Origin of the sequence: Streptomyces sp. RP5T (genome assembly GCF_003933965.1) — a bacterium.
Classification (GTDB): domain Bacteria; phylum Actinomycetota; class Actinomycetes; order Streptomycetales; family Streptomycetaceae; genus Streptomyces.
The window spans coordinates 1-23,254 of record NZ_RSAJ01000075.1 but is presented as its reverse complement, the minus strand read 5'-3'; the positions used below and the strand labels follow the sequence as shown (position 1 = coordinate 23,254).

General features: G+C 70.0%; 20 protein-coding genes and 4 tRNA genes. 13 read left to right on the top strand and 11 right to left on the bottom strand.

From position 1 onward, the window contains the following. The 3 genes from hrpA to EHS43_RS11290 form a co-directional block, all read left to right on the top strand. The coding region (gene hrpA / locus EHS43_RS11300; protein ID WP_125190403.1) for an ATP-dependent RNA helicase HrpA at positions 1–3,935 on the top strand (3,935 nt) is incomplete at its 5' end. A gap of 94 nt (positions 3,936–4,029) precedes the next feature. Continuing rightward, positions 4,030–4,104: transfer RNA gene (locus tag EHS43_RS11295), tRNA-Asp, on the top strand. A 291-nt stretch (positions 4,105–4,395) separates the two neighbouring features. Beyond that, positions 4,396–4,608, top strand: coding sequence for a DUF6274 family protein (locus EHS43_RS11290; RefSeq protein WP_125190402.1), 213 nt, complete (start codon positions 4,396–4,398; stop codon positions 4,606–4,608). A 390-nt stretch (positions 4,609–4,998) separates the two neighbouring features. On the opposite strand, the gene bldC is transcribed toward EHS43_RS11290, so the two are convergent. Both bldC and EHS43_RS11280 read right to left on the bottom strand, forming a co-directional pair. After that, on the bottom strand, positions 4,999–5,205 hold the full coding sequence (gene bldC / locus EHS43_RS11285; protein ID WP_003949541.1) for a developmental transcriptional regulator BldC: 207 nt from the start codon (positions 5,203–5,205) through the stop codon (positions 4,999–5,001). Between the two features lie 516 nt (positions 5,206–5,721). After that, the gene (locus EHS43_RS11280; RefSeq protein WP_125190401.1) at positions 5,722–6,564 is read right to left on the bottom strand and encodes a hypothetical protein; all 843 of its coding nucleotides are present in this window, start codon (positions 6,562–6,564) and stop codon (positions 5,722–5,724) included. A 222-nt stretch (positions 6,565–6,786) separates the two neighbouring features. Between EHS43_RS11280 and EHS43_RS11275 the strand changes: the two genes are divergently transcribed. Both EHS43_RS11275 and EHS43_RS11270 read left to right on the top strand, forming a co-directional pair. Further along, positions 6,787–7,890, top strand: coding sequence for a Glu/Leu/Phe/Val dehydrogenase dimerization domain-containing protein (locus EHS43_RS11275; RefSeq protein WP_125190400.1), 1,104 nt, complete (start codon positions 6,787–6,789; stop codon positions 7,888–7,890). Between the two features lie 281 nt (positions 7,891–8,171). Next, positions 8,172–8,423 carry a DUF3073 domain-containing protein gene (locus EHS43_RS11270; RefSeq protein WP_028808738.1) on the top strand — a complete coding sequence of 84 codons (252 nt, stop codon included), beginning with the start codon at positions 8,172–8,174 and terminating at the stop codon, positions 8,421–8,423. An 83-nt stretch (positions 8,424–8,506) separates the two neighbouring features. Here the strand turns inward: EHS43_RS11270 and purM are convergent, their stop codons facing one another. The 7 genes from purM to purS all read right to left on the bottom strand — a co-directional run bounded on the left by purM (position 8,507) and on the right by purS (position 16,131). Then, positions 8,507–9,577: a phosphoribosylformylglycinamidine cyclo-ligase gene (purM, locus tag EHS43_RS11265; RefSeq protein ID WP_125190399.1), complete on the bottom strand. Its 1,071-nt coding sequence runs from the start codon at positions 9,575–9,577 to the stop codon at positions 8,507–8,509. Between the two features lie 45 nt (positions 9,578–9,622). Beyond that, on the bottom strand, positions 9,623–11,149 hold the full coding sequence (purF, locus tag EHS43_RS11260; RefSeq protein ID WP_125190398.1) for an amidophosphoribosyltransferase: 1,527 nt from the start codon (positions 11,147–11,149) through the stop codon (positions 9,623–9,625). Positions 11,150–11,206: 57 nt separating this feature from the next. Beyond that, on the bottom strand, positions 11,207–12,019 hold the full coding sequence (locus EHS43_RS11255; protein ID WP_125190397.1) for an META domain-containing protein: 813 nt from the start codon (positions 12,017–12,019) through the stop codon (positions 11,207–11,209). A gap of 31 nt (positions 12,020–12,050) precedes the next feature. Further along, a complete protein-coding gene (locus EHS43_RS11250; protein ID WP_125190396.1) occupies positions 12,051–12,848 on the bottom strand; it encodes a maleylpyruvate isomerase family mycothiol-dependent enzyme in 798 nt (265 codons plus the stop codon). Between the two features lie 87 nt (positions 12,849–12,935). Continuing rightward, positions 12,936–15,194 carry a phosphoribosylformylglycinamidine synthase subunit PurL gene (gene purL / locus EHS43_RS11245; RefSeq protein WP_125190395.1) on the bottom strand — a complete coding sequence of 753 codons (2,259 nt, stop codon included), beginning with the start codon at positions 15,192–15,194 and terminating at the stop codon, positions 12,936–12,938. Beyond that, a complete protein-coding gene (gene purQ, locus EHS43_RS11240; RefSeq protein ID WP_125190394.1) occupies positions 15,191–15,871 on the bottom strand; it encodes a phosphoribosylformylglycinamidine synthase subunit PurQ in 681 nt (226 codons plus the stop codon). Before purQ ends, purL begins: the two co-directional genes overlap by 4 nt. Next, on the bottom strand, positions 15,868–16,131 hold the full coding sequence (gene purS / locus EHS43_RS11235) for a phosphoribosylformylglycinamidine synthase subunit PurS (protein WP_015659417.1): 264 nt from the start codon (positions 16,129–16,131) through the stop codon (positions 15,868–15,870). Before purS ends, purQ begins: the two co-directional genes overlap by 4 nt. A 325-nt stretch (positions 16,132–16,456) precedes the next feature. Between purS and EHS43_RS11230 the strand changes: the two genes are divergently transcribed. The 8 genes from EHS43_RS11230 (at position 16,457) to EHS43_RS11195 (ending at position 20,896) form a co-directional block, all read left to right on the top strand. Continuing rightward, positions 16,457–16,774, top strand: a complete 318-nt coding sequence (locus EHS43_RS11230; RefSeq protein ID WP_125190393.1) for an Lsr2 family protein — start codon at positions 16,457–16,459, stop codon at positions 16,772–16,774. Positions 16,775–16,899: 125 nt separating this feature from the next. Further along, a tRNA-Gly gene (locus EHS43_RS11225) sits at positions 16,900–16,971 on the top strand. A 79-nt stretch (positions 16,972–17,050) separates the two neighbouring features. Beyond that, positions 17,051–17,123, top strand: a tRNA-Gly gene (locus EHS43_RS11220). 126 nt (positions 17,124–17,249) lie between these two features. After that, positions 17,250–18,188 carry an ABC transporter ATP-binding protein gene (locus tag EHS43_RS11215; protein WP_125190392.1) on the top strand — a complete coding sequence of 313 codons (939 nt, stop codon included), beginning with the start codon at positions 17,250–17,252 and terminating at the stop codon, positions 18,186–18,188. Next, the gene (locus EHS43_RS11210) at positions 18,185–18,958 is read left to right on the top strand and encodes an ABC transporter permease (protein ID WP_125190391.1); all 774 of its coding nucleotides are present in this window, start codon (positions 18,185–18,187) and stop codon (positions 18,956–18,958) included. The genes EHS43_RS11215 and EHS43_RS11210 overlap by 4 nt, the downstream gene beginning before the upstream one ends. 14 nt (positions 18,959–18,972) lie before the next feature. Next, a complete protein-coding gene (locus tag EHS43_RS11205; protein WP_125190405.1) occupies positions 18,973–20,190 on the top strand; it encodes a sensor histidine kinase in 1,218 nt (405 codons plus the stop codon). Continuing rightward, complete coding sequence (locus EHS43_RS11200) at positions 20,187–20,801, top strand: response regulator transcription factor (protein WP_185806207.1); 615 nt, start codon at positions 20,187–20,189, stop codon at positions 20,799–20,801. The genes EHS43_RS11205 and EHS43_RS11200 overlap by 4 nt, the downstream gene beginning before the upstream one ends. Before the next feature lie 22 nt (positions 20,802–20,823). Beyond that, a tRNA-Gly gene (locus EHS43_RS11195) sits at positions 20,824–20,896 on the top strand. Positions 20,897–20,940: 44 nt separating this feature from the next. Here EHS43_RS11195 and EHS43_RS11190 read toward each other — a convergent pair. Then, positions 20,941–21,840, bottom strand: coding sequence for a phosphoribosylaminoimidazolesuccinocarboxamide synthase (locus EHS43_RS11190; protein WP_125190390.1), 900 nt, complete (start codon positions 21,838–21,840; stop codon positions 20,941–20,943). Positions 21,841–21,944: 104 nt separating this feature from the next. Beyond that, positions 21,945–23,254 (bottom strand): N,N-dimethylformamidase beta subunit family domain-containing protein (locus EHS43_RS11185; RefSeq protein ID WP_125190389.1); only part of this gene is annotated, 1,310 nt, incomplete at its 5' end.

Genomic DNA, 23,254 nt, shown 5'->3' with positions numbered 1-23,254 from the left:
CCGGCGCCCCCTCCTTCGGGGAACTGGCCGCCCGCCTGACCGAGCTGTCCCTGCGTGACGCGCACCGGCTCGGGCGCAGGCTCGAAGGCGCGCGCCGGATCCGCAAGCCGGAGGCGCGGGCCGCCGTGCTGTCCGAGATCGAGGCGGAGATCGGCAAGGGCGAGGAACGCGTCGGCGCGCGCCTGGCCCGGGTGCCCGCCGTCTCCTACCCCGAGCAGCTCCCGGTCAGCCAGAAGAAGGACGACATCGCGGCCGCCATCCGCGACCACCAGGTCGTGATCGTGGCCGGTGAGACCGGCTCCGGCAAGACCACCCAGATCCCGAAGATCTGCCTGGAGCTAGGCCGGGGCGTCAAGGGCATGATCGGGCACACCCAGCCCCGCCGGATCGCCGCCCGCACGGTCGCCGAGCGGGTCGCCGAGGAGCTGGACACCCCGCTGGGCGAGGCCGTCGGCTGGAAGGTGCGCTTCACCGACCAGGTGAACCCGGACGCGACCTTCGTGAAGCTGATGACCGACGGCATCCTGCTCGCCGAGATCCAGACCGACCGCGAGCTGCGCGCCTACGACACGATCATCATCGACGAGGCCCACGAGCGGTCCCTCAACATCGACTTCCTGCTCGGGTACCTGGCCCAGCTGCTGCCGAAGCGTCCCGACCTCAAGGTCGTCATCACCTCGGCGACCATCGACCCCGAGCGCTTCTCCCGGCATTTCGGGGACGCCCCGATCGTCGAGGTCAGCGGCCGCACCTACCCGGTGGAGGTGCGGTACCGGCCGTTGCTGGAGGAGGACTCGGAGGACTCCGACCGCGACCAGATCACCGCGATCTGCGACGCGGTCGAGGAGCTTCAGGGCGAGGGCAAGGGCGACATCCTCGTGTTCCTCTCCGGGGAGCGCGAGATCCGCGACACCGCGGACGCCCTGGTGAAGAAGAACTACCGCTTCACCGAGGTGCTCCCGCTCTACGCCCGGCTCTCGCACGCCGAGCAGCACCGCGTGTTCCAGCCGCACACCGGGCGCAGGATCGTTCTGGCGACCAACGTGGCCGAGACCTCCCTGACCGTCCCGGGCATCAAGTACGTCATCGACCCCGGCTTCGCCCGCATCTCCCGGTACAGCCACCGCACCAAGGTCCAGCGGCTGCCCATCGAGGCGATCTCGCAGGCCAGCGCCAACCAACGCAAGGGCCGGTGCGGCCGTACCTCCGACGGCGTCTGCATCCGCCTGTACAGCGAGGAGGACTTCGAGGCCCGCCCGGAGTTCACGGACGCGGAGATCCTGCGGACGAACCTGGCCTCCGTCATCCTGCAGATGACCGCGGCCGGCCTCGGCGACATCGAGAAGTTCCCCTTCATCGACCCGCCGGACCACCGCAACATCCGCGACGGCGTCCAACTCCTGCAGGAACTGGGTGCGTTGGACCCGGCACAGAAGGACGTGCGCAAGCGGCTGACCGACACCGGCCGCAAGCTTGCCCAGCTGCCGGTCGACCCGCGGCTCGCGCGCATGGTCCTGGAGGCAGACAAGAACGGCTGTGCCCGCGAGGTGATGGTGATAGCCGCCGCGCTGTCCATCCAGGACCCGCGTGAGCGCCCGGCCGACAAGCAGACCCAGGCCGACCAGCAGCACGCCCGTTTCAAGGACGAGACCAGCGACTTCCTCGCCTATCTGAACCTGTGGCGGTACATCCGCGAGCAGCAGAAGGAGCGCGGCTCGTCCTCGTTCCGCCGGATGTGCAAGCAGGAGTACCTCAACTTCCTGCGCATCCGCGAATGGCAGGACATCTACACGCAGTTGCGGACCGTCGCCAAACAGATGGGCATCCATCTGAACGAGGACGACGCCGCCGACCAGTCCGTCCACGTCTCCCTCCTCGCCGGTCTGCTCTCGCACATCGGCATGAAGGACGTGAAGGACGGCAACAAGAACGAGTACCTGGGCGCCCGCAGCGCCAAGTTCGCGATCTTCCCCGGCTCGGCCCTCTTCAAGAAGCAGCCGCGGTTCGTGATGTCGGCGGAGCTGGTGGAGACCTCCCGCCTGTGGGCCCGGGTCAACGCCAGGATCGAGCCCGAGTGGGTCGAGCCGCTCGCGGAACACCTGCTGAAGCGGACGTACTCCGAACCGCACTGGGAGAAGGACCAGGCCGCGGTGATGGCGTACGAGAAGGTCACGCTGTACGGCGTGCCGATCGTCGCCCAGCGGAAGGTGAACTACGGCCGGATCGACGCCGAGGTCTCCCGCGAGCTTTTCATCCGCAACGCACTGGTCGAGGGCGACTGGCGCACCCACCACAAGTTCTACGCCGACAACCGCAGACTCCTCAGCGAGGTCGAGGAGTTGGAGCACCGGGCGCGGCGCCGGGACATCGTGGTCGACGACGACACCCTCTTCGACTTCTACGACCAGCGGGTGCCCGAACACGTTGTGTCCGGGGCGCACTTCGACTCGTGGTGGAAGCGGAAGCGGCACGAGGAGCCCGACTTCCTGGACTTCGAGCGGGAGATGCTCATCCGGGAGTCGGCGGAGGCGGTCACCAAGGCCGACTATCCGGACTCCTGGCGGCAGGGGCCGCTCAAGTTCCGGGTGACGTACCAGTTCGAGCCGGGCGCGGACGCGGACGGTGTGACGGTCCACATCCCGCTCCAGGTCCTCAACCAGGTCCAGGACGAGGGCTTCGACTGGCAGATCCCGGGCCTGCGGGAGGAGTTGGTCACGGAGCTGATCCGTTCCCTCCCCAAGCCGATCCGCCGCAACTACGTACCGGCACCGAACTTCGCCAAGCGCTTCCTCGACACGGCCGTCCCGTTGCAGGAGCCGCTGACGACCACCATGGCCCGCGAGCTCAAGCGCATGGTCGGGGTGCCCTTCGAGGCCGACGACTTCGACTGGGGCAGGATCCCGGACCATCTGCGGATCACCTTCCGGATCGTCGACGAGCGGCGCCGCAAGCTGGCCGAGGACAAGGACCTGGAGTCCCTGCGCCTGAAGCTGAGGCCGAAGGCGCGCCAGGCCCTGTCGCAGGCGGCGGCAGCGACCGCGTCCCGTGAGGGCGGGGAGTCGCTGGAACGCAAGGGCCTGACGGACTGGACGATCGGCACCCTCACCCGCGTCTTCGAGACCCGTCGCGCGGGCCAGCCGGTGAAGGCGTACCCGGCCCTGGTCGACGACGGCGACACGGTCTCCGTCCGCCTCTTCGACACGGAGGCCGAGCAGGCCGAGGCGATGTGGAAGGGCACCCGGCGGCTGATCGTGCGCAACATCCCGGTGAGCCCTGCGAAGTTCGCGTCCGAGAAGCTGACCAACCCGCAGAAGCTGGCCCTGTCGGCGAACCCGCACGGCTCGATCCAGGCGCTGTTCGACGACTGCGCGACGGCGGCCGCGGACAAGCTGGTCGGGGACTTCGGGGGGCCGGCCTGGGACGAGGAGTCCTACCGGAAGCTGTACGACAAGGTGCGCGCCGAGATCGTCGACACGACGGTCCGTACGGTCGGCCAGGTGCAGCAGGTCCTCGCCGCCTGGCAGGCCTGTGAGCGGCGCCTGAAGGCCGTACGCAGCCCGGTGCTGCTGGCGAACCTGGCGGACGTGCGACAGCAGTTGGACGCGCTCGTGAAGCCGGGCTTCGTGACGGAGACGGGCCTGCGCCGCCTGCCCGACCTGATGCGCTACCTGGTCGCGGCGGACCGGCGTCTGCAGCAGATGGCGACGAACGTCCAGCGGGACACGACCCGTATGGAGAAGGTCCACGAGATGCAGGACGAGTACGCCTGGCTGCTGGAACAGCTACCCCAGGGCCGGCCCGTGCCCCCGCAGGTCCGGGACATCCGCTGGATGATCGAGGAGCTCAGGGTCAGCTATTTCGCCCACGCGCTCGGCACGGCGTACCCCGTCTCCGACAAGCGGATCGTGAAGGCGATCGACGCGCTGGCTCCGTGACGACACCTGCACACAGGGTGAGTTCGACCAGGACGTCCCTGCTCCTGTACAGTCCTTCTCGCAGCGCAACGCACCAGTAAGCGCCGCAAAACCTGGTCCTGTGGAGCAGTTTGGAGTGCTCGCCACCCTGTCAAGGTGGAGGCCGCGGGTTCAAATCCCGTCAGGACCGCACAAGAGGAAGGCCCGCATCCCGGCAACGGGGCGCGGGCCTTCTTCATGTGAACCCAGGCCCAGCACATTTCAGCCCGTCCGGCGTTTGAGGACGAGGCCCCTTCAGAGCCGAAGCGGGGGGCTGGGGGCGGCAGCCCCCAGGGCGTCACGACAGCAGCGGTGAGGCAGAACAGGCGCTCCAAGGCGGGCCCAGGCCGCCCCCGTGGCCCGCCACGCCGTCTTGACGGCGTCCCGAAGCACCGGTACCCAGAGACCAGGCCCCGTTCCCCGTGGAGCCCGGAGGTGGCGTATGGCGGCGACGGTCAGGCACGAGACGCGGGCGCTGCTCCGCGCACATCTGTCCGCCGCGTCGTCGTATCGGCATCTGACCCGCCACTGCCCCATCTGCCACCGCCTGTTGCGGCTGGCGATGGACTCCGCCCCGGCAGCCGGCCCACCCTCGCAGGACCGGGAGGAGCTGGAAGAGGAGTCCGCGGAGGACGAGAGCCCTTCCCCGGCCTGACATCACTAGCGCACGGGGCGCAACGGCGACAAGGACTCTGGCATGTGACGGGAGTCACCGTGTGAGTTTCCGAAACGGTGGAACTTACCGCTCCCTTACAACTGGTCAATTTAATATGTGCAATTGCACCCCTGGTCCCACCCCGCTCAGGGGCCTTCGCACAGGAGATCCGACACCCCTCCCCAGACTCCGACAAGCCCGCTCACAGGCCCGTCGACCCCCCATGGTCCGCGCACAAAAAAGATCGCGCTGGACTCGGCGGAGTCCAGCGCGATCGACGACGAGGTGAAGAATGGGCCCTGTTGGGGCAGGACCCGCGTCGCTTGGAGCCAGTGTTCGGACGCTGCGGCCAGCTGGGGGGCGGGCCGGTTTGTCCGGTTATTCAGTTGTTCAGGCCTCGCTGCGCTGCTGCGGGATGCCCGCGAGCAGAGCGCGGACCTCGGCCTCGCGGTAACGGCGGTGCCCGCCGAGCGTGCGGATCGACGTGAGCTTGCCGGCCTTCGCCCACCGCGTGACCGTCTTCGGGTCCACGCGGAACATCGTGGCGACCTCAGCCGGGGTCAGCAGCGGCTCGGCATCAGGGGTGCGAGCGGTCATGAGCGGCCTCCTCGGGAGAACCGAACCTTCTCGGTTCTTTCCTCTAAATTCTGCACCTTGACCCGCGTTGCCCGAAATGGCGGATGCGGGTCGAGTCGGTTATAGGACGAACGGCTTGTCCTCGGCACTACAACTACACCATCTGTCCAGCCGCGTCGGCCAAACCGATGGAATTGCCCCCCAGGTGTTCATCGGCGACGGAAGCCGATGGACCATGCCATAGCGGACAGTCACGCCTCTGTGACGATCAGTCACACAGGCGATCAGGAGTCACCAGACCCCCCAAAGCGGAACCTCCCCCGGGCCCCTTGTCCTATTTTGGCATGAGGAGGGGGAAGAGACGCAAGAGCACGGGTACGTGCGGTCCGTCACGCTTGACACTCCGTGAGGCGTACGCCCGGATCGAGACCTACGTCCCTTGTCGGTGAGACTTCAGGGGAAGTTGAACACCTTGAGCGAGGACGAAACCCCAAAACGGGCGTCAGGTCAAACGCCTGTTCGTGACATGGGGCACATTCAGTTCGCCGAGCGACGATCCCTGACGGACCGCCAGCGCTCCACGAGCCGCCCGTAGGCCTCGCCCGCCGCGGCCCCGTCCCCGCGCCTGAGCGCCTCGATGCCCTCGGCCACGTCCGCCGCCGAGTGGTCGTCCTCCAGCTCGCCCGGCGGCAGCACGTGCACCAGACCGCCGTAGTCGAGCTCGACCAGCGAGCGCGGGTGGAACTCCTCCAGCCAGCGCCCCACGTCGATCAGGCCGTCGATGAGCGGCCCCTCGTCCACGGAGTCCTTCAGGGCCCGCAGAGCCCGCGCCACGCGCCGCCTGGCCTGCACCATGGGCGTGCGGTAGCGCAGCATCGGCGGGATCTCGCCGGAGCCCTTGTCGAAGCGCCGCTCCTCGTCGGCGACGAGCACGAACCAGTTCAGCGGCACCTGCCAGGTCGCGGTGCGGATCCAGGGCCGGGCGTCCGGGTTGCGGGCGAGCCAGCGCTCGTAGTCCTGGGCGGTCTGGCGGCGTACGACCTCGGGCAGCACCGCGTCCAGGACCGGGCCCGGCAGCTCCTCGCCGAGCTCCTCCAGGGCCAGCCAGCCGCGCAGCCGGGTGCGCCACGGGCAGACGCACACCACGCCGTCCACCTCGAGCACGAAGGCGTCGCCGCTCTCGTGCACCGGCACCGGGACGGGCGGGGTGGGCAGCAGGTCGGCCAGGGAGCGGCGCAGTTCGTCCTGGTAGGTCGGACGGTCCCGGCGGCGGGCGTAGCGCTCCCAGTGGCCGCGCTCCGGCTCCGGGAAGGCGGCCAGCGGTTCGTACACGCGCAGATAGGTCGCGTACGGGACGATCACCGAGGACACCTTGGGCACGCCTGCTCTCTCCCCCGCCGCCTGCCGGGAAAACCTGCGAAACCCGCACACAAACGCGCGGGAAAACTATGCAAATCGTCGCACGCCGGCACCCCCGGAGAAGGTGATCCTGAGCACTGCACGGTCCCGGGCCGCCCCAGGCCCTAATCTCGTGCCCACAGGCCCCGCCACCCGTACGGGGTCCTGTGCCCCATCGCCGCACCTTACCCAGGAGTCACCACAGTGACCGACGTAACCGGCGCCGCTGCCGACGTGCTGCACACCCTGTTCCACTCGGACCAGGCCGGCCATGAGCAGGTCGTGCTCTGCCAGGACCGCAAGAGCGGCCTCAGGGCCGTCATCGCCCTCCACTCCACCGCGCTCGGCCCCGCCCTCGGCGGGACGCGCTTCTACCCGTACGCGAGCGAGCAGGAGGCCGTCGCCGACGCGCTGAACCTCGCGCGCGGCATGTCGTACAAGAACGCCATGGCCGGGCTCGGCCACGGCGGCGGCAAGGCCGTGATCATCGGCGACCCCGAGCGCGACAAGAGCGAGGAACTGCTCCTCGCCTACGGCCGTTTCGTGGCCTCGCTCGGCGGGCGCTACGTCACCGCGTGCGACGTCGGCACCTACGTCGCCGACATGGACGTCGTCGCCCGGGAGTGCCGATGGACGACCGGACGCTCCCCGGAGAACGGCGGCGCCGGCGACTCCTCCGTCCTCACCGCCTTCGGCGTCTACCAGGGCATGCGGGCCAGCGCCGCGCACCTGTGGGGCGACCCCTCGCTCACCGGCCGCAGGGTCGGCATCGCGGGCGTCGGGAAGGTCGGGCACCACCTGGTCGAGCACCTGCGGGCCGAGGGCGCCGAGGTCCTGATCACCGACGTGCGCGAGGAGGCCGTGGGACGGATCCTCGCGGCGCATCCCACCGGTGTGCGAGCCGTCGCCGACACCGCCACCCTCATCCGCGCCGAGGGCCTGGACATCTACGCCCCCTGCGCGCTCGGCGGGGCCCTGAACGACGACACCGTGCCCGCGCTGACCGCGCGGATCGTATGCGGCGCCGCCAACAACCAGCTCGCGCACCCGGGCGTCGAGAAGGACCTCGCCGACCGCGGGATCCTCTACGCGCCGGACTACGTGGTGAACGCCGGCGGGGTCATCCAGGTCGCCGACGAACTCCACGGCTTCGACTTCGAGCGGTGCCGGGCGAAGGCCGCGAAGATCTACGACACCACGCTCGCCATCTTCGCACGTGCGAAGGAAGACGGGATTCCGCCGGCCGCCGCGGCCGACCGGATCGCCGAGCAGCGGATGCACGAGGCGGCCGTGAAACCGGCGCACTGACGTTTGAGCGGTACCCGTCGGCGCACTCTTGGAGAGAACTCTCACGTTCGTCGGCGGGTCGGCCGCGAAGAAGTGGTTAAAATCGCGGTTGACCAGCGGGGACGGGGCTCCCCGAGGGTCCTGGGTCCAGGCCCGTGGTGCGGGCGACGTACCGTATGGGCGTGGGCTCAGGTACCGTGGAAGCCCTACGGACCGGTCTCTCTGCGGAGAGCCCGTTCCAGATCATGAACGCGTGTCAAGACTCTGGGGCCACCGAGCCCCGTATCCGAGGGGGTCGAGCCATGGGGCGCGGCCGGGCAAAGGCCAAGCAGACGAAGGTCGCCCGCCAGCTGAAGTACAGCAGCGGCGGGACTGATCTGTCGCGTCTGGCCAATGAGCTGGGCGCTTCGACTTCGAGCCAGCCGCCGAATGGCGAGCCGTTCGAGGACGACGACGAGGAAGACGACCCGTACGCCCAGTACGCGGATCTCTACAACGACGACGAGGACGAGGACGACGAGTCCGGTCCTGCGTCTCAACGCCGCGGAGCTTGACGACCTAGCTGTGCGCAACCCGGTCCGGGGTGGTCCACACCACCGGACCGGGTTTTGCGCTGCCTGTCAGCCCCTGGGCCCTGTCAGGCCCGGGCGTAGTCACCGACGAGCTCGGCACCCGTGGTGTGGTCGCCGCGGTCCGCGATCTCACCGGCTACCCATGACTCGACCCCGCGGTCGGCCAGGGTCGCCAGGGCGACGTCCGCCGACTCCTCGGGGACGATCGCGATCATGCCGACGCCCATGTTCAGGGTCTTCTCCAGCTCCAGGCGTTCGACCTGCCCCGTCCTGCCGACGAGGTCGAAGATCGGGTCCGGGGTCCAGGTACCGCGGTCGACGACGGCGTGCAGCCCGTCGGGGATGACGCGGGCCAGGTTGGCCGCCAGGCCGCCGCCGGTGACGTGCGAGAAGGCGTGCACCTCGGCCGTGCTGATCAGGGCCAGGCAGTCCAGCGAGTAGATCTTGGTGGGCTCCAGGAGCTCCTCGCCGAGAGTGCGGCCCAGCTCGTCGATCCGGGCGTCCAGGGCGAGGCCCGCCTCGTTCAGGAGCACATGCCGCACCAGCGAGTACCCGTTCGAGTGAAGCCCCGAGGCGGCCATGGCGATGACCGCGTCCCCCTTACGGATGCGATCCGCGCCCAGCAGCCGGTCGGCCTCCACGACGCCCGTACCGGCGCCGGCGACGTCGAAGTCGTCCGGGCCCAGCAGACCGGGGTGCTCGGCCGTCTCGCCGCCCACCAGGGCGCAGCCGGCGAGCACACAGCCCTCGGCGATGCCCTTGACGATGGCGGCGACCCGCTCGGGGTGGACCTTGCCGACGCAGATGTAGTCGGTCATGAACAGCGGCTCGGCGCCGCACACCACGATGTCGTCCATGACCATCGCGACCAGGTCGTGGCCGATCGTGTCGTAGACGCCCAGCTGCCGGGCGATGTCCACCTTGGTGCCGACGCCGTCGGTGGCGGAGGCGAGCAGGGGACGCTCGTAGCGCTTGAGGGCGGAGGCGTCGAAGAGTCCGGCGAAACCGCCGAGGCCGCCGAGGACCTCGGGGCGCCGGGTCTTCTTCACCCACTCCTTCATCAGTTCGACGGCGCGGTCGCCCGCCTCGATGTCGACGCCCGCGGCTGCGTAGCTGGCACCAGTTGTCTCAGACATGGGTGGTGAGAACCTTCGTGTCGTACTGCAGGTGGAACGGGCTGCCTACGGGCGACGGATCGCGTCGGCCGCGGCCGTGGCGGCGGGCCCTGCGGCCAGCTCGGTCTCCAGGAGCTGCTTGCCGAGCAGCTCGGGGTCCGGGAGCTCCATCGGGTACTCGCCGTCGAAGCAGGCGCGGCACAGGTTCGGCTTGGCGATGGTGGTCGCCTCGATCATGCCGTCGAGGGAGATGTAGGCCAGTGAGTCGGCGCCCAGCGAGGTGCCGATCTCGTCGATCGTCATGCCGTTGGCGATGAGCTCGGCGCGGGTGGCGAAGTCGATGCCGAAGAAGCAGGGCCACTTCACGGGCGGCGAGGAGATCCGGATGTGGACCTCGGCCGCGCCCGCCTCGCGGAGCATGCGGACCAGGGCGCGCTGGGTGTTGCCACGCACGATGGAGTCGTCGACGACGACCAGGCGCTTGCCCTTGATGACTTCCTTGAGCGGGTTCAGCTTCAGGCGGATGCCGAGCTGGCGAATGGTCTGCGAGGGCTGGATGAACGTACGGCCCACGTAGGCGTTCTTCACGAGACCCGCCCCGAAGGGGATGCCGGACGCCTCGGCGTAGCCGATGGCCGCCGGGGTGCCGGACTCCGGAGTCGCTATCACCAGGTCGGCCTCGACGGGCGCTTCCTTGGCGAGCTTGCGGCCCATCTCCACGCGGGAGAGGTAGACGTTCCGGCCGGCGATGTCGGTGTCCGGGCGGGCCAGATAGACGTACTCGAAGACACAACCCTTGGGCTTCGCTTCCGCGAATCGGGAGGTGCGCAGGCCGTTCTCGTCGATGGCGACGAACTCGCCCGGCTCGATCTCGCGGACGTAGGCGGCGCCGCAGATGTCGAGGGCGGCGGACTCGGAGGCGACCACCCAGCCGCGCTCCAGGCGGCCGAGGACCAGCGGGCGGATGCCCTGCGGGTCGCGGGCCGCGTACAGGGTGTGCTCGTTCATGAAGACGAGCGAGAAGGCTCCCTGGACCTGAGGGAGGACCACGGGGGCCGCCTCCTCGATGGTCAGCGGCTTGCCGTCCTCGTCGACCTGGGCCGCGAGGAGCGCGGTGAGCAGGTCGGTGTCGTTGGTGGCGGCCACACGGGGGCTGCGGCCCTCCTGCTTGGGCAGGTCGGCGACCATCTCGGCGAGCTGCGCCGTGTTGACCAGGTTGCCGTTGTGGCCGAGCGCGATGGAACCGTGCCCGGTGGCACGGAAGGTCGGCTGGGCGTTCTCCCACACGGAGGCACCGGTGGTCGAGTAGCGGGCGTGTCCGACCGCGATGTGACCCTGGAGCGAACCGAGAGAGGTCTCGTCGAAGACCTGGGACACGAGGCCCATGTCCTTGAAGACGAGGATCTGGGAGCCGTTGCTGACCGCGATTCCCGCGGATTCCTGGCCCCGATGCTGGAGGGCGTAGAGCCCGAAGTACGTGAGCTTGGCGACCTCTTCACCCGGAGCCCAGACACCGAAGACGCCACAAGCGTCCTGGGGGCCCTTCTCACCGGGGAGCAGGTCGTGGTTGAGTCGTCCGTCACCACGTGGCACGGCTCCGAGTGTAGGCGAGATCGACCACTGGTCCGAATTCGTGGAGAGTGGGCTTTCTTACTCCGCCCGGGCCGTAACGCTCCTGCCGGGCGCCTTGGTGATCTTCAGCGAATCGTGTTCCTGCTGGTAGGAGACCTTTCCGGAGAGGATTCCGGCGAGTTCGCGCTCGGACTTCATCACCGGGCCCGCGCACATCATGCGCGTGGTCGCGAGACGTCCGAACTCGATGGTGCCGTCCTTGACGGTGGCCTTCCCGCTGAAGGTGTTGCAACCGAGGCTGCCGGTGACGCTGTCGTCCTTGCCGAGGGTGAGATGTGCCTTCGGGCCGATCGCCCACCGCGTGCCCTTCAGCGCCGGGTCCTTCTTCTCCCGGAAGGTGATGCTGTCACCGTCGGCGCGGGTCAGGGTGAGGGTCCTGATGCCGTCGCGTTCGGAGACCTCGGCCTTGTGGGTGCCCTCGAAGACGCTGGTGAACCGGGTCTCGAACGCCCCGATCGGGTCGGGGCAGCCCATCAGCGTCTGGGTCAGGTCGGTGATGCGCACGGTGTCGCCGTCGATCTCGGCGTCGGCGCCGATGCTGTTGCAGCCGACCGAGCCGCCGGAATCACCGCCCCCGACGTCCGGGTCGGCGGTGCCGGACTCGAAGGTGATGTGGGCGTCCCCGGCGTTCTTCGGCAGCGCGTACTCCTTGCCGTCGGCAGTCACCTTCTGCGGCAGCCACTCGACGTCCGTGAGGGCACCGGCCCCGGTGACCTTCGCGCCGTCGGTGACCGAGTCGCTCCCGGTGCCGGATTCCGAGCCGCAGGCGGCCAGCAGCGTGGTGCCCACGGCGGCCAGGGCGGCGCATTTCACACGTGTCGTCCGCTTCATGCACCTTGGACGCACGGGACCCGTGAAGGGTTCACTCCATCAACGGAAGCAGCCCGCCCAGGTCCGCCCGCTCACCGCTCGCGCTGACCCTGGCCTCGCCGAGCGCGTCCGTCCAGGTCAGTCGGCCGGTGGCGAGCCGGATCCAGGTCAGCGGGTCGGTCTCCACGACGTTCGGCGGGGTGCCCCGGGTGTGCCTGGGCCCCTCGACGCACTGCACGACGGCGTACGGCGGGATCCGCACCTCGGTCGAGCCGCCGGGGGCCTTCACGGCGAGGGCGTCGGCGAGGAGGCGGGTGCAGGCGGCGAGGGCCTGGCGGTCGTAGGGGATGTCGAGGCCGGGGACGGCGGCGCTCAGGTCGTCGGTGTGGACGACGAGTTCTACGGTCCGGGTGACCAGGTAGTCGGCGAGGGGCATCGCGCCGGCGTTCGTCTCCAGGAGCCGCGTGCCGGGGTGGGCGTCCAGCAGCTCGGCCAGGGTCCGCTCGATGTCGCCGAGGTAGGCGTCGAGGTCGGGGTGCCGCTCGGCGAGGTCCCGGGTGAACTCGGCGATGGCCGCGGAGCTCGCGGCGGTGGCGAAGGGCCAGTCCAGGACCGTGGCGTCCTGCCGGGCCGGGGCGGGCCGGTCCAGGCTCCGGTGGACGGCCGTGACCGCCATCCCGATGTGCGCGGCCAGCTCGCGTACGGTCCACTCCCCCAGCCGCGTGGGCAGCGCCAACTGCTCGGGGGTCAGCGCGCGTACGGCCTCTCGTACGTTTCCGAACTGGGCCTGCACGGCCTTGAGGATCTTGACGGGGTCGTAGGTGCGGGCGCGCTTCCTGGCCGTGGGCATGACGATGAGCCTAGTCGGGTGCCCCCGTGCCGAAGGCCCCGCCCGTCAGGACGACGGACGGGGCCTTCACGGTCGTACGGCCGCCGGCTACTTGAGCAGGGCCGGGATCGTCTCCTCGTGCGCCGTGCGCAGTTCCTCCAGGGGCAGGGCGAACTCGCCCTGCAGCTCGACCGAGTCGCCGTCGACGACACCGATGCGGGTGGCGGGCAGGCCCCGCGCGCCGCACATGTCATTGAAGCGGAGCTCCTCGGAGCGCGGGACCGCCACCACCGCGCGGCCGGCCGACTCCGAGAACAGCAGCGTGAACGCGTCCAGACCGTCCGGGACGATCAGGCGGGCGCCCTTGCCGCCGAGCAGGGCCGACTCCACGACCGCCTGGATCAGGCCGCCGTCGGAGAGGTCGTGCGCGGAGTCGATCATGCCGTCGCGGGAGGCCGAGATGAGGATCTCGGCGAGCAGCCGCTCGCGCTCCAGGTCGACCTTGGGCGGCAGACCGCCGAGGTGGTCGTGGACGACCTGGGACCAGGCCGAGCCGCCGAACTCCTCACTCGTGTCGCCGAGGAGGTACAGCAGCTGGCCCTCCTCCTGAAAGGCGACCGGCGTACGGCGGGCCACGTCGTCGATGACGCCCAGCACGGCCACGACCGGCGTCGGGTGGATGGCCGCCTCGCCCGTCTGGTTGTACAGGGAGACGTTGCCGCCGGTGACCGGGGTGCCCAACTGCTGGCAGGCGTCGGCGAGTCCGCGGATGGCCTCCGCGAACTGCCACATGACGGCCGGGTCCTCGGGCGAGCCGAAGTTCAGGCAGTCGGAGACGGCGAGGGGCTTGGCGCCGGTCGTCGCCACGTTCCGGTAGGCCTCCGAGAGCGCCAGCTGGGCGCCCGCGTAGGGGTCGAGCTTCGCGTAACGGCCGTTGCCGTCGGTCGCGATGGCGACGCCGAGGCCGGTCTCCTCGTCGATGCGGATCATGCCGGAGTCCTCCGGCTGGGCCAGCACGGTGTTGCCCTGCACGAAGTGGTCGTACTGCGAGGTGATCCACTTCTTGGACGCCTGGTTGGGAGAGCTCACCAGCTTCAGGACCTGCTCCCTGAGCTCCTCCGAACTCGCCGGGCGCGGCAGCTTGCCCGCGTCGTCGGCCTGGAGCTCGTCCTGCCAGGAGGGGCGGGCGTACGGGCGCTCGTAGACCGGGCCGTCGTGCGCGACCGTGCGCGGGTCGACGTCGACGATCTTGCCGCCGTGCCAGTAGATCTCCAGCCGGTCGCCGTCGGTGACCTCACCGATGACGGTGGCGATGACGTCCCACTTGTCGCAGATCTCCAGGAACCGGTCGACCTTCTCCGGCTCGACGACCGCGCACATGCGTTCCTGCGACTCGCTCATGAGGATTTCCTCGGGCGAGAGGGTCGAGTCGCGCAGGGGGACGTCGTCCAGCGTCACGCGCATGCCGCCGGAGCCGTTCGAGGCCAGCTCGCTCGTCGCGCAGGACAGACCGGCCGCGCCGAGGTCCTGGATGCCGACGACCAGCTTCTCCTTGAAGGCCTCCAGGGTGCACTCGATGAGGAGCTTCTCCTGGAAGGGGTCGCCGACCTGGACGGCCGGGCGCTTCGAGGGCTTGGCGTCGTCGAAGGTCTCGGACGCGAGGATCGAGGCACCGCCGATGCCGTCGCCGCCGGTCCTGGCCCCGTAGAGGATGACCTTGTTGCCGGCGCCGGACGCCTTCGCGAGGTGGATGTCCTCGTGCCGCATCACACCGATGGCACCGGCGTTGACCAGCGGGTTGCCCTGGTAGCAGGCGTCGAAGACGACCTCGCCGCCGATGTTGGGCAGCCCGAGGCAGTTGCCGTAGCCGCCGATGCCCGCGACCACGCCCGGCAGGACGCGCTTGGTGTCGGGGTGGTCGGCGGCGCCGAACCGCAGCGGGTCGACCACGGCGACCGGGCGGGCGCCCATCGCGATGATGTCGCGGACGATGCCGCCGACACCGGTGGCCGCGCCCTGGTAGGGCTCGACGTAGGAGGGGTGGTTGTGCGACTCGACCTTGAAGGTCACGGCGTAACCCTGGCCGACGTCCACCACGCCCGCGTTCTCGCCGATGCCGACGAGAAGGGCGTCCGACTGGGGCGCCTTCTCGCCGAACTGGCGCAGGTGCACCTTCGACGACTTGTACGAGCAGTGCTCGGACCACATGACCGAGTACATGGCGAGCTCGGCACCGGTGGGCCGGCGCCCGAGGATCTCGACGACCCTCTCGTACTCGTCCTTCTTGAGTCCCAGCTCGGCCCAGGGCAGCTCGACGTCGGGGGTCGCGGCCGCGTGCTCGACCGTGTCCAGAGGCGTCCGGCTCATGCGCCCACCAGCTTCTTGAGGATCGAGGTGAAGAAGGGGAGGCCGTCGGTGCGGCCCGTGCCGATCAGCGGCTCGGTGGCGTGCTCGGGGTGCGGCATCAGACCCACGACGTTGCCGGCCTCGTTGGTGATGCCGGCGATGTCGCGCAGCGAGCCGTTCGGGTTGAAGTCCACGTAACGGAACGCCACCCGGCCCTCCGCCTCCAGCTTGTCCAGCGTGTACTCGTCGGCGACGTACCGGCCGTCCATGTTCTTCAGCGGGATGTGGATCTCCTGGCCCGCCTCGTAGTCCACGGTCCAGGCCGTCTCCGCGTTCTCCACCCGCAGCTTCTGGTCGCGGCAGATGAAGTGGAGGTGGTCGTTGCCGAGCATCCCGCCCGGGAGGAGGTGGGCCTCGGTGAGGATCTGGAAGCCGTTGCAGATACCGAGGACCGGCAGTCCTGCCCTGGCCTGCTCGATGACCGTCTCCATCACCGGCGAGAAGCGGGAGATGGCACCGGCCCGCAGATAGTCGCCGTAGGAGAAGCCACCGGGGAGGACCACCGCGTCGACCTGGTGGAGGTCCTTGTCCTTGTGCCACAGGGCGACCGGTTCGGCGCCCGCGAGGCGGATCGCGCGCTGGGTGTCACGGTCGTCGAGGCTGCCGGGGAAAGTGACGACGCCAATACGAGCGGTCACTTCGCGGCCTCCGCGACTTCCTCCACCTTGACGGTGAAGTCCTCGATCACGGTGTTGGCGAGGAAGGATTCCGCAAGATCATGGATGCGGGCGAGCGCGGCCTCGTCGACCGGGCCGTCCACTTCCAGTTCGAATCGCTTTCCCTGACGTACGTCGGAGATGCCTTCGAAACCCAGTCGCGGCAGTGCGCGCTGCACCGCCTGGCCCTGGGGGTCGAGGATCTCCGGCTTGAGCATGACGTCGACTACGACGCGTGCCACTGGCACTCCCGGTGGTGTGGTGCTGAGCAGGTTCCTTCAGACTACCCGCACAAAATTTCTACGCGCGTTGAGTTGTAGGAATCTACGTGACGGCCATCACGGCGCAACCCGCGCGCGGCCGCTCCCGAAAATTTCCGGGAAAGATCTCAGATCGACACCCGATACCTATTGCGCCCGCCCGTCTCCCACCACCACCCTCAATCGAAGTCGCTTCCGCTCCCCCCTTGATTTTGGACACGCGGAAGGATTTAGTCGAGCTTCACAATGCATTGTCGGGCACTGTACAAATGAATTGGCACCGTGCCGTACGAAGGGACCGATATTCGTGGCGCAGAAGGTCGTGGTCACTCTCTTTGACGACATCGACGGCTCGGAAGCGGCGGAAACGATCGCCTTCGGACTCGACGGCAAGTCGTACGAGATCGACCTGAATCAAGCCAATGCCGAGAAACTGCGTAAGGCGCTCGAGCCGTACGTGGAGGCCGGCCGCAAGCGGTCCAGGTCGGGCAAGGCGTACAAGCAGACCGAGGTCGCTCCCGACCCGGCCGCGGTCCGGGCCTGGGCCCAGGCCAACAAGATGGACGTCCCCGCCCGCGGACGCATCCCCAAGAAGGTCTACGAGGCGTTCGCCGAGGCCCGTTGAGGGCCTGTCGACGCCGGGTCATCCGCCCCTCGGCACAACCGACTTGCGTTGCACCCCACCTGGTCAGCTAGAGTCTGGAGCACGCCGAGGGGCGAGGCCGAAAAGGCCCAGCTCACGGAGTACATGCGGGTGTAGTTCAGTAGTAGAACATCCTCCTTCCAGGGGGAAGGCGCAGTGTGCAATTCCTGTCACCCGCTCTGCACCGCCGGTCCGAGTCCTTTGTGGATCAGGTAGGCTGGTGCCCGCGCCGATCGGTGAGAGCCGGTCGGATGCAATGCGGACGTAGCTCAGTTGGTAGAGCGCAACCTTGCCAAGGTTGAGGTCGCGAGTTCGAGCCTCGTCGTCCGCTCTGATGGAAGACCCCGGTCCGGTGGACCGGGGTCTTTCTCTTGCCCGCCCGCCGTCTGACATTTGTCATACGGAGTGGTGACAGCGCGCACTGCCGTCCCGTCCGGTCCGCCGGGACGCTGGCTTCATGAACACTGACGAACACGAACACGTGATTGAGGTCACCGGCCTCCGGCGTGTGTACGGGGGCGGGTTCGAGGCGGTGCGCGGAATCAGTTTCTCCGTGGCCCGCGGAGAGGTCTTCGCCCTGCTCGGCACCAACGGCGCCGGCAAGACCTCCACCGTCGAACTGCTGGAGGGGCTCGCCCGGCCGACCGACGGACGGATCCGCGTCCTCGGACACGATCCGTACACCGAGCGCGCCGCCGTCCGCCCGCGGACCGGGGTGATGCTCCAGGAGGGCGGCTTCCCCTCCGAGCTGACCGTCGGGGAGACCGCGCGGATGTGGGCCGGCTGCGTCAGCGGGGCCCGGCCGCCGCTGGAGGTGCTGGAACTCGTCGGACTCGCCCGGCGGACCGGCGTACGCGTCAAGCAGCTGTCCGGCGGTGAGCGGCGGCGGCTCGACCTGGCACTCGCCCTGCTCGGCGACCCCGAGGTGCTGTTCCTGGACGAGCCGACGACCGGCCTGGACGCCGAAGGACGCCGGGACACCTGGGAGTTGGTGCGGGCACTGCGCGACCGGGGCACGACCGTACTGCTCACCACCCACTACCTGGAGGAGGCCGAGGATCTCGCCGGGCGGCTGGCGATCCTGCACGCGGGGCGGATCGCGGCCACCGGGACACCGGCCGAGGTGACCGCGGCCCAGCCGGCCCGGATCTCGTTCGAGCTGCCGCACGGGTACTTCCTGGGGGATCTGCCGCCGCTCGCGGAACTCGGGGTGTGCGGGCACGAGGTCGAGGGGAACCTCGTACGGCTGCGGACGCACGAGTTGCAGCGGGCCGCCACCGGGCTACTGGTGTGGGCCGAGCGGGCCGGGGTGGAGCTGCGGCGGCTCGATGTGCGGTCGGCCTCGCTGGAGGAGGCGTTCCTCGGGATCGCGGCGCGCGAAGAGGTCGCGGCATGAGCACCCTCACCACTCCCGCCGGACGGCTGCGCGCCCTGGCCCGGGCCGAGTTCACGCTGCTCGGACGCAGCAGGGCCACGCTCCTGACGGCCGTTCTGATTCCGCTCGCGCTGCCGTTCAGCCTGCGGTCCGTCGTGGACGGCATGGATGTCGAGGACGTCGGGCTGAGCGCCGGCCTGGTGCTGCTGCCCGCCGCGATCGGCTTCGCCCTGCTGTTCGGGGTCTACAGCGCCCTCGTCGGGATCTACACCGCCCGGCGCGAGGAGCTGGTGCTGAAGCGGCTGCGCACCGGGGAGCTGCGGGACGTCGAGGTCCTGGGCGGGACCGCGCTGCCGGTCGGCGTGACCGGGATCGTCCAGTGTCTGGTGCTGGTGGCGGGAAGCACGGTCCTGCTCGACCTGCCCGCGCCGCGCGCACCCCATCTCGCCGTCCTGGGGCTGCTGTCGGGGCTGGTGATGTGCGCGGCCCTCGCGGCCGTGACGGCGGCCCTGACCCGGACCGTGGAGAGCGCGCAGGTCACCACCTTGCCGTTCGTCCTGGTCTCGATGACCCTCTCCGGCGTCACCGTCCCCCTGGAGCTGCTGCCCGACCGGCTCGCGTCGGTGTGCGAGCTGCTGCCGCTCTCCCCCGTGATCACCCTGATCCGCGGCGGCTGGACGGGCGACCTGTCGGCGTACGAGGCCCTGGGCACCCTCACGACCGCGCTGGCCTGGACCGTCCTGGCGGTGTTTGCTGTGGGACGGTGGTTCCGGTGGGAGCCGAGGCGCTGACGTACGGGGTGAGGATGCGCGAGTCGGGGGGCTGGTGGCGGCGGAAGAGCACGCCGGCGAAGGTGGAGACGTACACGCGGTGGTCCTTCCACTTCTTCGCGCTGATCGAGGTCGGCGCGGTCGGGCTGCCGCTGGTCGGTGCGATGCCGGCCTGGCCGGCCGTCCTGCTGCTGGTGATGCTGCTCGGGCACGCGGGAATCTGTGCGGTGGCCGCTTCCCGGGCGCTGGACTGGACGCGCGGCAGCCGGGAGCAGCCCGTCCACACCCTGTGGACACTCGGCGCGGTCACCGCCGCGGTCGCCACGACGGCCATCGCGATCACGGAACACGGACCGGGCGGCGAGGACGTCGACGCGGCGGCCGGCGGGGTCTTCGCGGTCGTGCTGATCTTCGGCGCCGGGGCGATCGCGCTGGGGGTGCGCGACCGGAAACGGATCTTCGGCCTCGTCGCGGGGTTCGCGGCGGGCTCGGGGGTGATCGCCTTCCCGCTGGGGATGCCCGGTCCGGCCACCCTGGCGACGATGGTGGCCGTGCTGCTCGGTGCCGGGTTCTTCGCCTTCACCTCCGTCTTCTCGGTGTGGCTGCTCACCGCCGTCTACGAGCTCGACGAGGCCCGCGAGACCCGCGCCCGGCTCGCCGTGGCCGAGGAGCGGCTGCGGTTCGGACGGGACCTGCACGACGTGATGGGACGCAATCTCGCGGTGATCGCGCTGAAGAGCGAGCTGGCCGTGCAGCTCGCCCGGCGCGGGCGGGACGAGGCCGTGGACCAGATGACCGAGGTGCAGCGGATCGCGCAGGAGACACAGCGGGAGGTGCGGGATGTCGTACGGGGCTATCGCGAGGCCGATCTCGGGGCCGAACTGGCGGGAGCACGAGGGGTGTTGACCGCGGCGGGGATCGACTGCGAGGTCACCGGGGAGCCGGCCGGGCTGCCCGCCGAGGTGCAGTCGGCGCTGGGCTGGGTGGTGCGGGAGGCCACCACGAACGTCCTGCGGCACGGGGACGCCAAGCGGTGCACGGTGGCCGTGCGCACGGAGAAGGAGCGGGTGGTGCTGACCGTGGAGAACGACGGGGTGCTGAGACCGCCGGGCGGTACCGGCGGATCCGGGCTCGCCGGACTGCGGGAACGGCTCGCGGCGGTGGCCGGGACGCTGGAGGCGGGACCGGCACGGCAGGACGTGTTCCGGCTGGTGGCGCAGGTGCCACTGGCGGCGGCGGAGGGGGTCGCGTGAGCGGGAGCGTGCGCGTACTGCTCGCCGACGACGAACATCTGATCCGGGGCGCGCTGGCCGCGCTGCTCTCCCTGGAGGACGACCTGGCGGTCGTCGCGGAGGCGGCCACCGGCCCCGAGGCGCTGGCGATGGCCCGGGCGCACGGGCCCGACGTCGCCGTACTGGATCTCCAGATGCCCGGCGCCGACGGTGTGAAGGTCGCCACATCGCTGCGGAGCGAACTGCCCGCCTGCAAGGTGCTGATCGTCACGAGCCACGGACGGCCGGGACACCTCAAGCGGGCCCTGGAGGCCGGGGTGCGGGGGTTCGTCCCGAAGACCGTCAGCGCGCAGCGGCTGGCGGAGATCATCCGCACGGTGCACGCGGGAAACCGTTACGTCGACCCCGAGTTGGCCGCCGACGCGATCTCCGCGGGGGACTCCCCGCTGACCGCGCGCGAGGCCGAGGTGCTGGAACTCGCCGCCGACGGGGCGCCCGTCGCGGAGATCGCCGAACGGGCCGCGCTGTCGCAGGGGACCGTCCGCAACTATCTGTCCTCGGCCGTCTCCAAGCTCGGGGCGGAGAACCGTCACGCGGCCGTGCGGCTCGCACGCGAGCGAGGTTGGGTATAGTGGTTCTCGCGCCACGGCGCATGCGAACGTAGCTCAGTTGGTAGAGCGCAACCTTGCCAAGGTTGAGGTCGCGAGTTCGAACCTCGTCGTTCGCTCCGTTCAGGCAAAGGCCCCCGGTTCCCACCGGGGGCCTTTCGCGTTACGACCAGCTCGTGCCCGTCAGACGCTCGTACGCCTCGACGTACTTGGCGCGGGTGCGGTCCACGACCTCCTGCGGCAGCGCCGGCGGGGGCTGCTCGCTCTTCCGGTCCCAGCCGGACTCCGCCGAGGTCAGCCAGTCACGCACGAACTGCTTGTCGTACGACGGCTGCGCGTGTCCCGGCTCCCACTGGTCGGCCGGCCAGAAGCGGGAGGAGTCCGGGGTGAGGACCTCGTCCGCGATGACGAGGGTGTCCCCGTCGAAGCCGAACTCGAACTTGGTGTCCGCGAGGATGATCCCGCGGTCCCGGGCGATGTCCCGGCCCCGCGAGTACACCGCGAGGGTCGCCTGGCGCAGCTGGGCCGCGGTCTCCGCGCCGACCTGGCGGGCGACCTCCTCGTAGGAGACGTTCTCGTCGTGCTCGCCGACGGCGGCCTTGGTGGCCGGGGTGAAGATCGGGGCGGGCAGCTCGCTGCCGTCGACCAGGCCCTCGGGGAGGGCGAGACCGCAGACCGTGCGCGAGTCGTTGTACTCCAGCAGCCCGGAGCCGGTGAGATAGCCGCGGGCGACGGCCTCCACGGGGACCATCCGGAGCGACTTGCAGACCAGGGTGCGGCCCGCCCAGTCGGCGGGGGCGCCGTCCGGCACGTCCGTGCTCAGGACGTGGTTCGGCAGCAGGTCGGCGATCTGGTCGAACCACCACAGCGACAGCTGCGTGAGGACACGGCCCTTGTCGGGGATCTCCGTCGGCAGCACCCAGTCGAAGGCGGAGATACGGTCACTGGCGACCATCACGAGGTCGCCCGCCTCGTTCTGGTACAGCTCTCGCACCTTGCCGGTGTGCAGGTGCACCAGGCCCGGAACCTGGAGCGGCTCGGGCTTTTCTACGAATCCGGACACGGTTCCTCCCCGTGGGTATGTCCAACGGGTCGATTGTCCCGTACAGGCGGCTGACCTTGGACTTGGGGTGTGCTGCGGGTGGCGGGCGGGTGCTCCGCCCGGGCTCAGTCACGCTTGCAGATGCGGTCCAGGAGGTTGGCGGTGGCGCGCTGGACCCGGGGATCGACATGGCCCGGGCGGTCCAGTGCCGGGGACCAGGCGAAGGTGCCCGCGGCGAAGACCAGGGCGCCGGAGGGGGCGCGGTAAAGGGACGTCTCCTGGTGGCGGAGGGCGCCCTCGCTGTCAGTGTAGGGCGAGTGGGCGAGCAGGATGCGGTCGTCGTGCTCGGGGAGAGGGGCGCGCGGGAAGTAGCGGTCGGCCTCGCCCGCGACCAGGCCGGCGAGTTCCTCGCCCTCCTGGGCGCCGGTCGCCTCCCACAGCCAGTGCCCGGCGTTGCGGACGATCAGGGGGTGCGGCTCGGGCACCCGTCCCGCGTACTGGATGCCGACCAGCTGCTGTTCGGGGCGGTCGACCTCGCGCCAGAGCGCCGGCTTGCCCGGCCCCTTGCGTTTTCGGCAGGTGAGCAGGCGGTCGGGGACTCCGGACGGCGAGGGGCCCAGCTCGACCTGCCAGTACATGGTGTTGGCCGACAGGAAGACCAGGGAGGTGCCGCTGTCCCGGGCGCCCTCGACGGTCCGGCGCATGGCCGTCGACCAGTACTCGTCGTGGCCGGGGAAGACCAGGCCCCGGTAGCGGGAGAGGTCGAGGTGGCCGGCGTGCAGGTCGCGGGCGTCGGCGTAGGCGACGTCGTAGCCGTAGCGCTCGGCGAAGCGGATGAAGTCGTAGGCGTGGCCGACGTGAATCGGCAGGCCCGCGCCCGCGTACGGCCGGTCGAAGGAGACCGTGGTCGCGGCGTCGGCCTCGCCGAGGAGCCGGCCCTGTTCGTCCCAGGCGTGGTAGAGGCTGGCGCCGGTGTGACCGTCCTCCGGGTAGAGGTTGTACGCCTGCCAGGTGATGTCGGGCAGCAGGAGCAGCAGGTCCGCGGGGTGGCCGTCGCGGACCGTGAAGGGGACGTGGGAGCGGTAGCCGTCGGCGGTGGTCAGCACGGCCACGTACGCGCCGACGCTCCAGTACGACGGGATCTGCAGCCGCCAGGACAGCCACCAGTGGTGACAGGAGACCGTGCGGTCCGCGGTCAGCGGCGGGGGCTGGACGATGCCGGAGAGGCGGGGGCTGGTGGTGATCTTCGCCGCGCCGTCGCCGCCGTAGTGGCCGATGCGGTAGACGTCGACGGCGAACTCCTGCGGCGGGTCGACGGTGATGTGGAAGTCGACGGCCTCGCCGGGGGCGACCGCGCCGGTCGAGGTGAAGCCCTTGATCTGACGGCGGACGTCGTCGGCGGAGCGGGGGCCGCCGCCGGAGTCGGTGCGGGGGG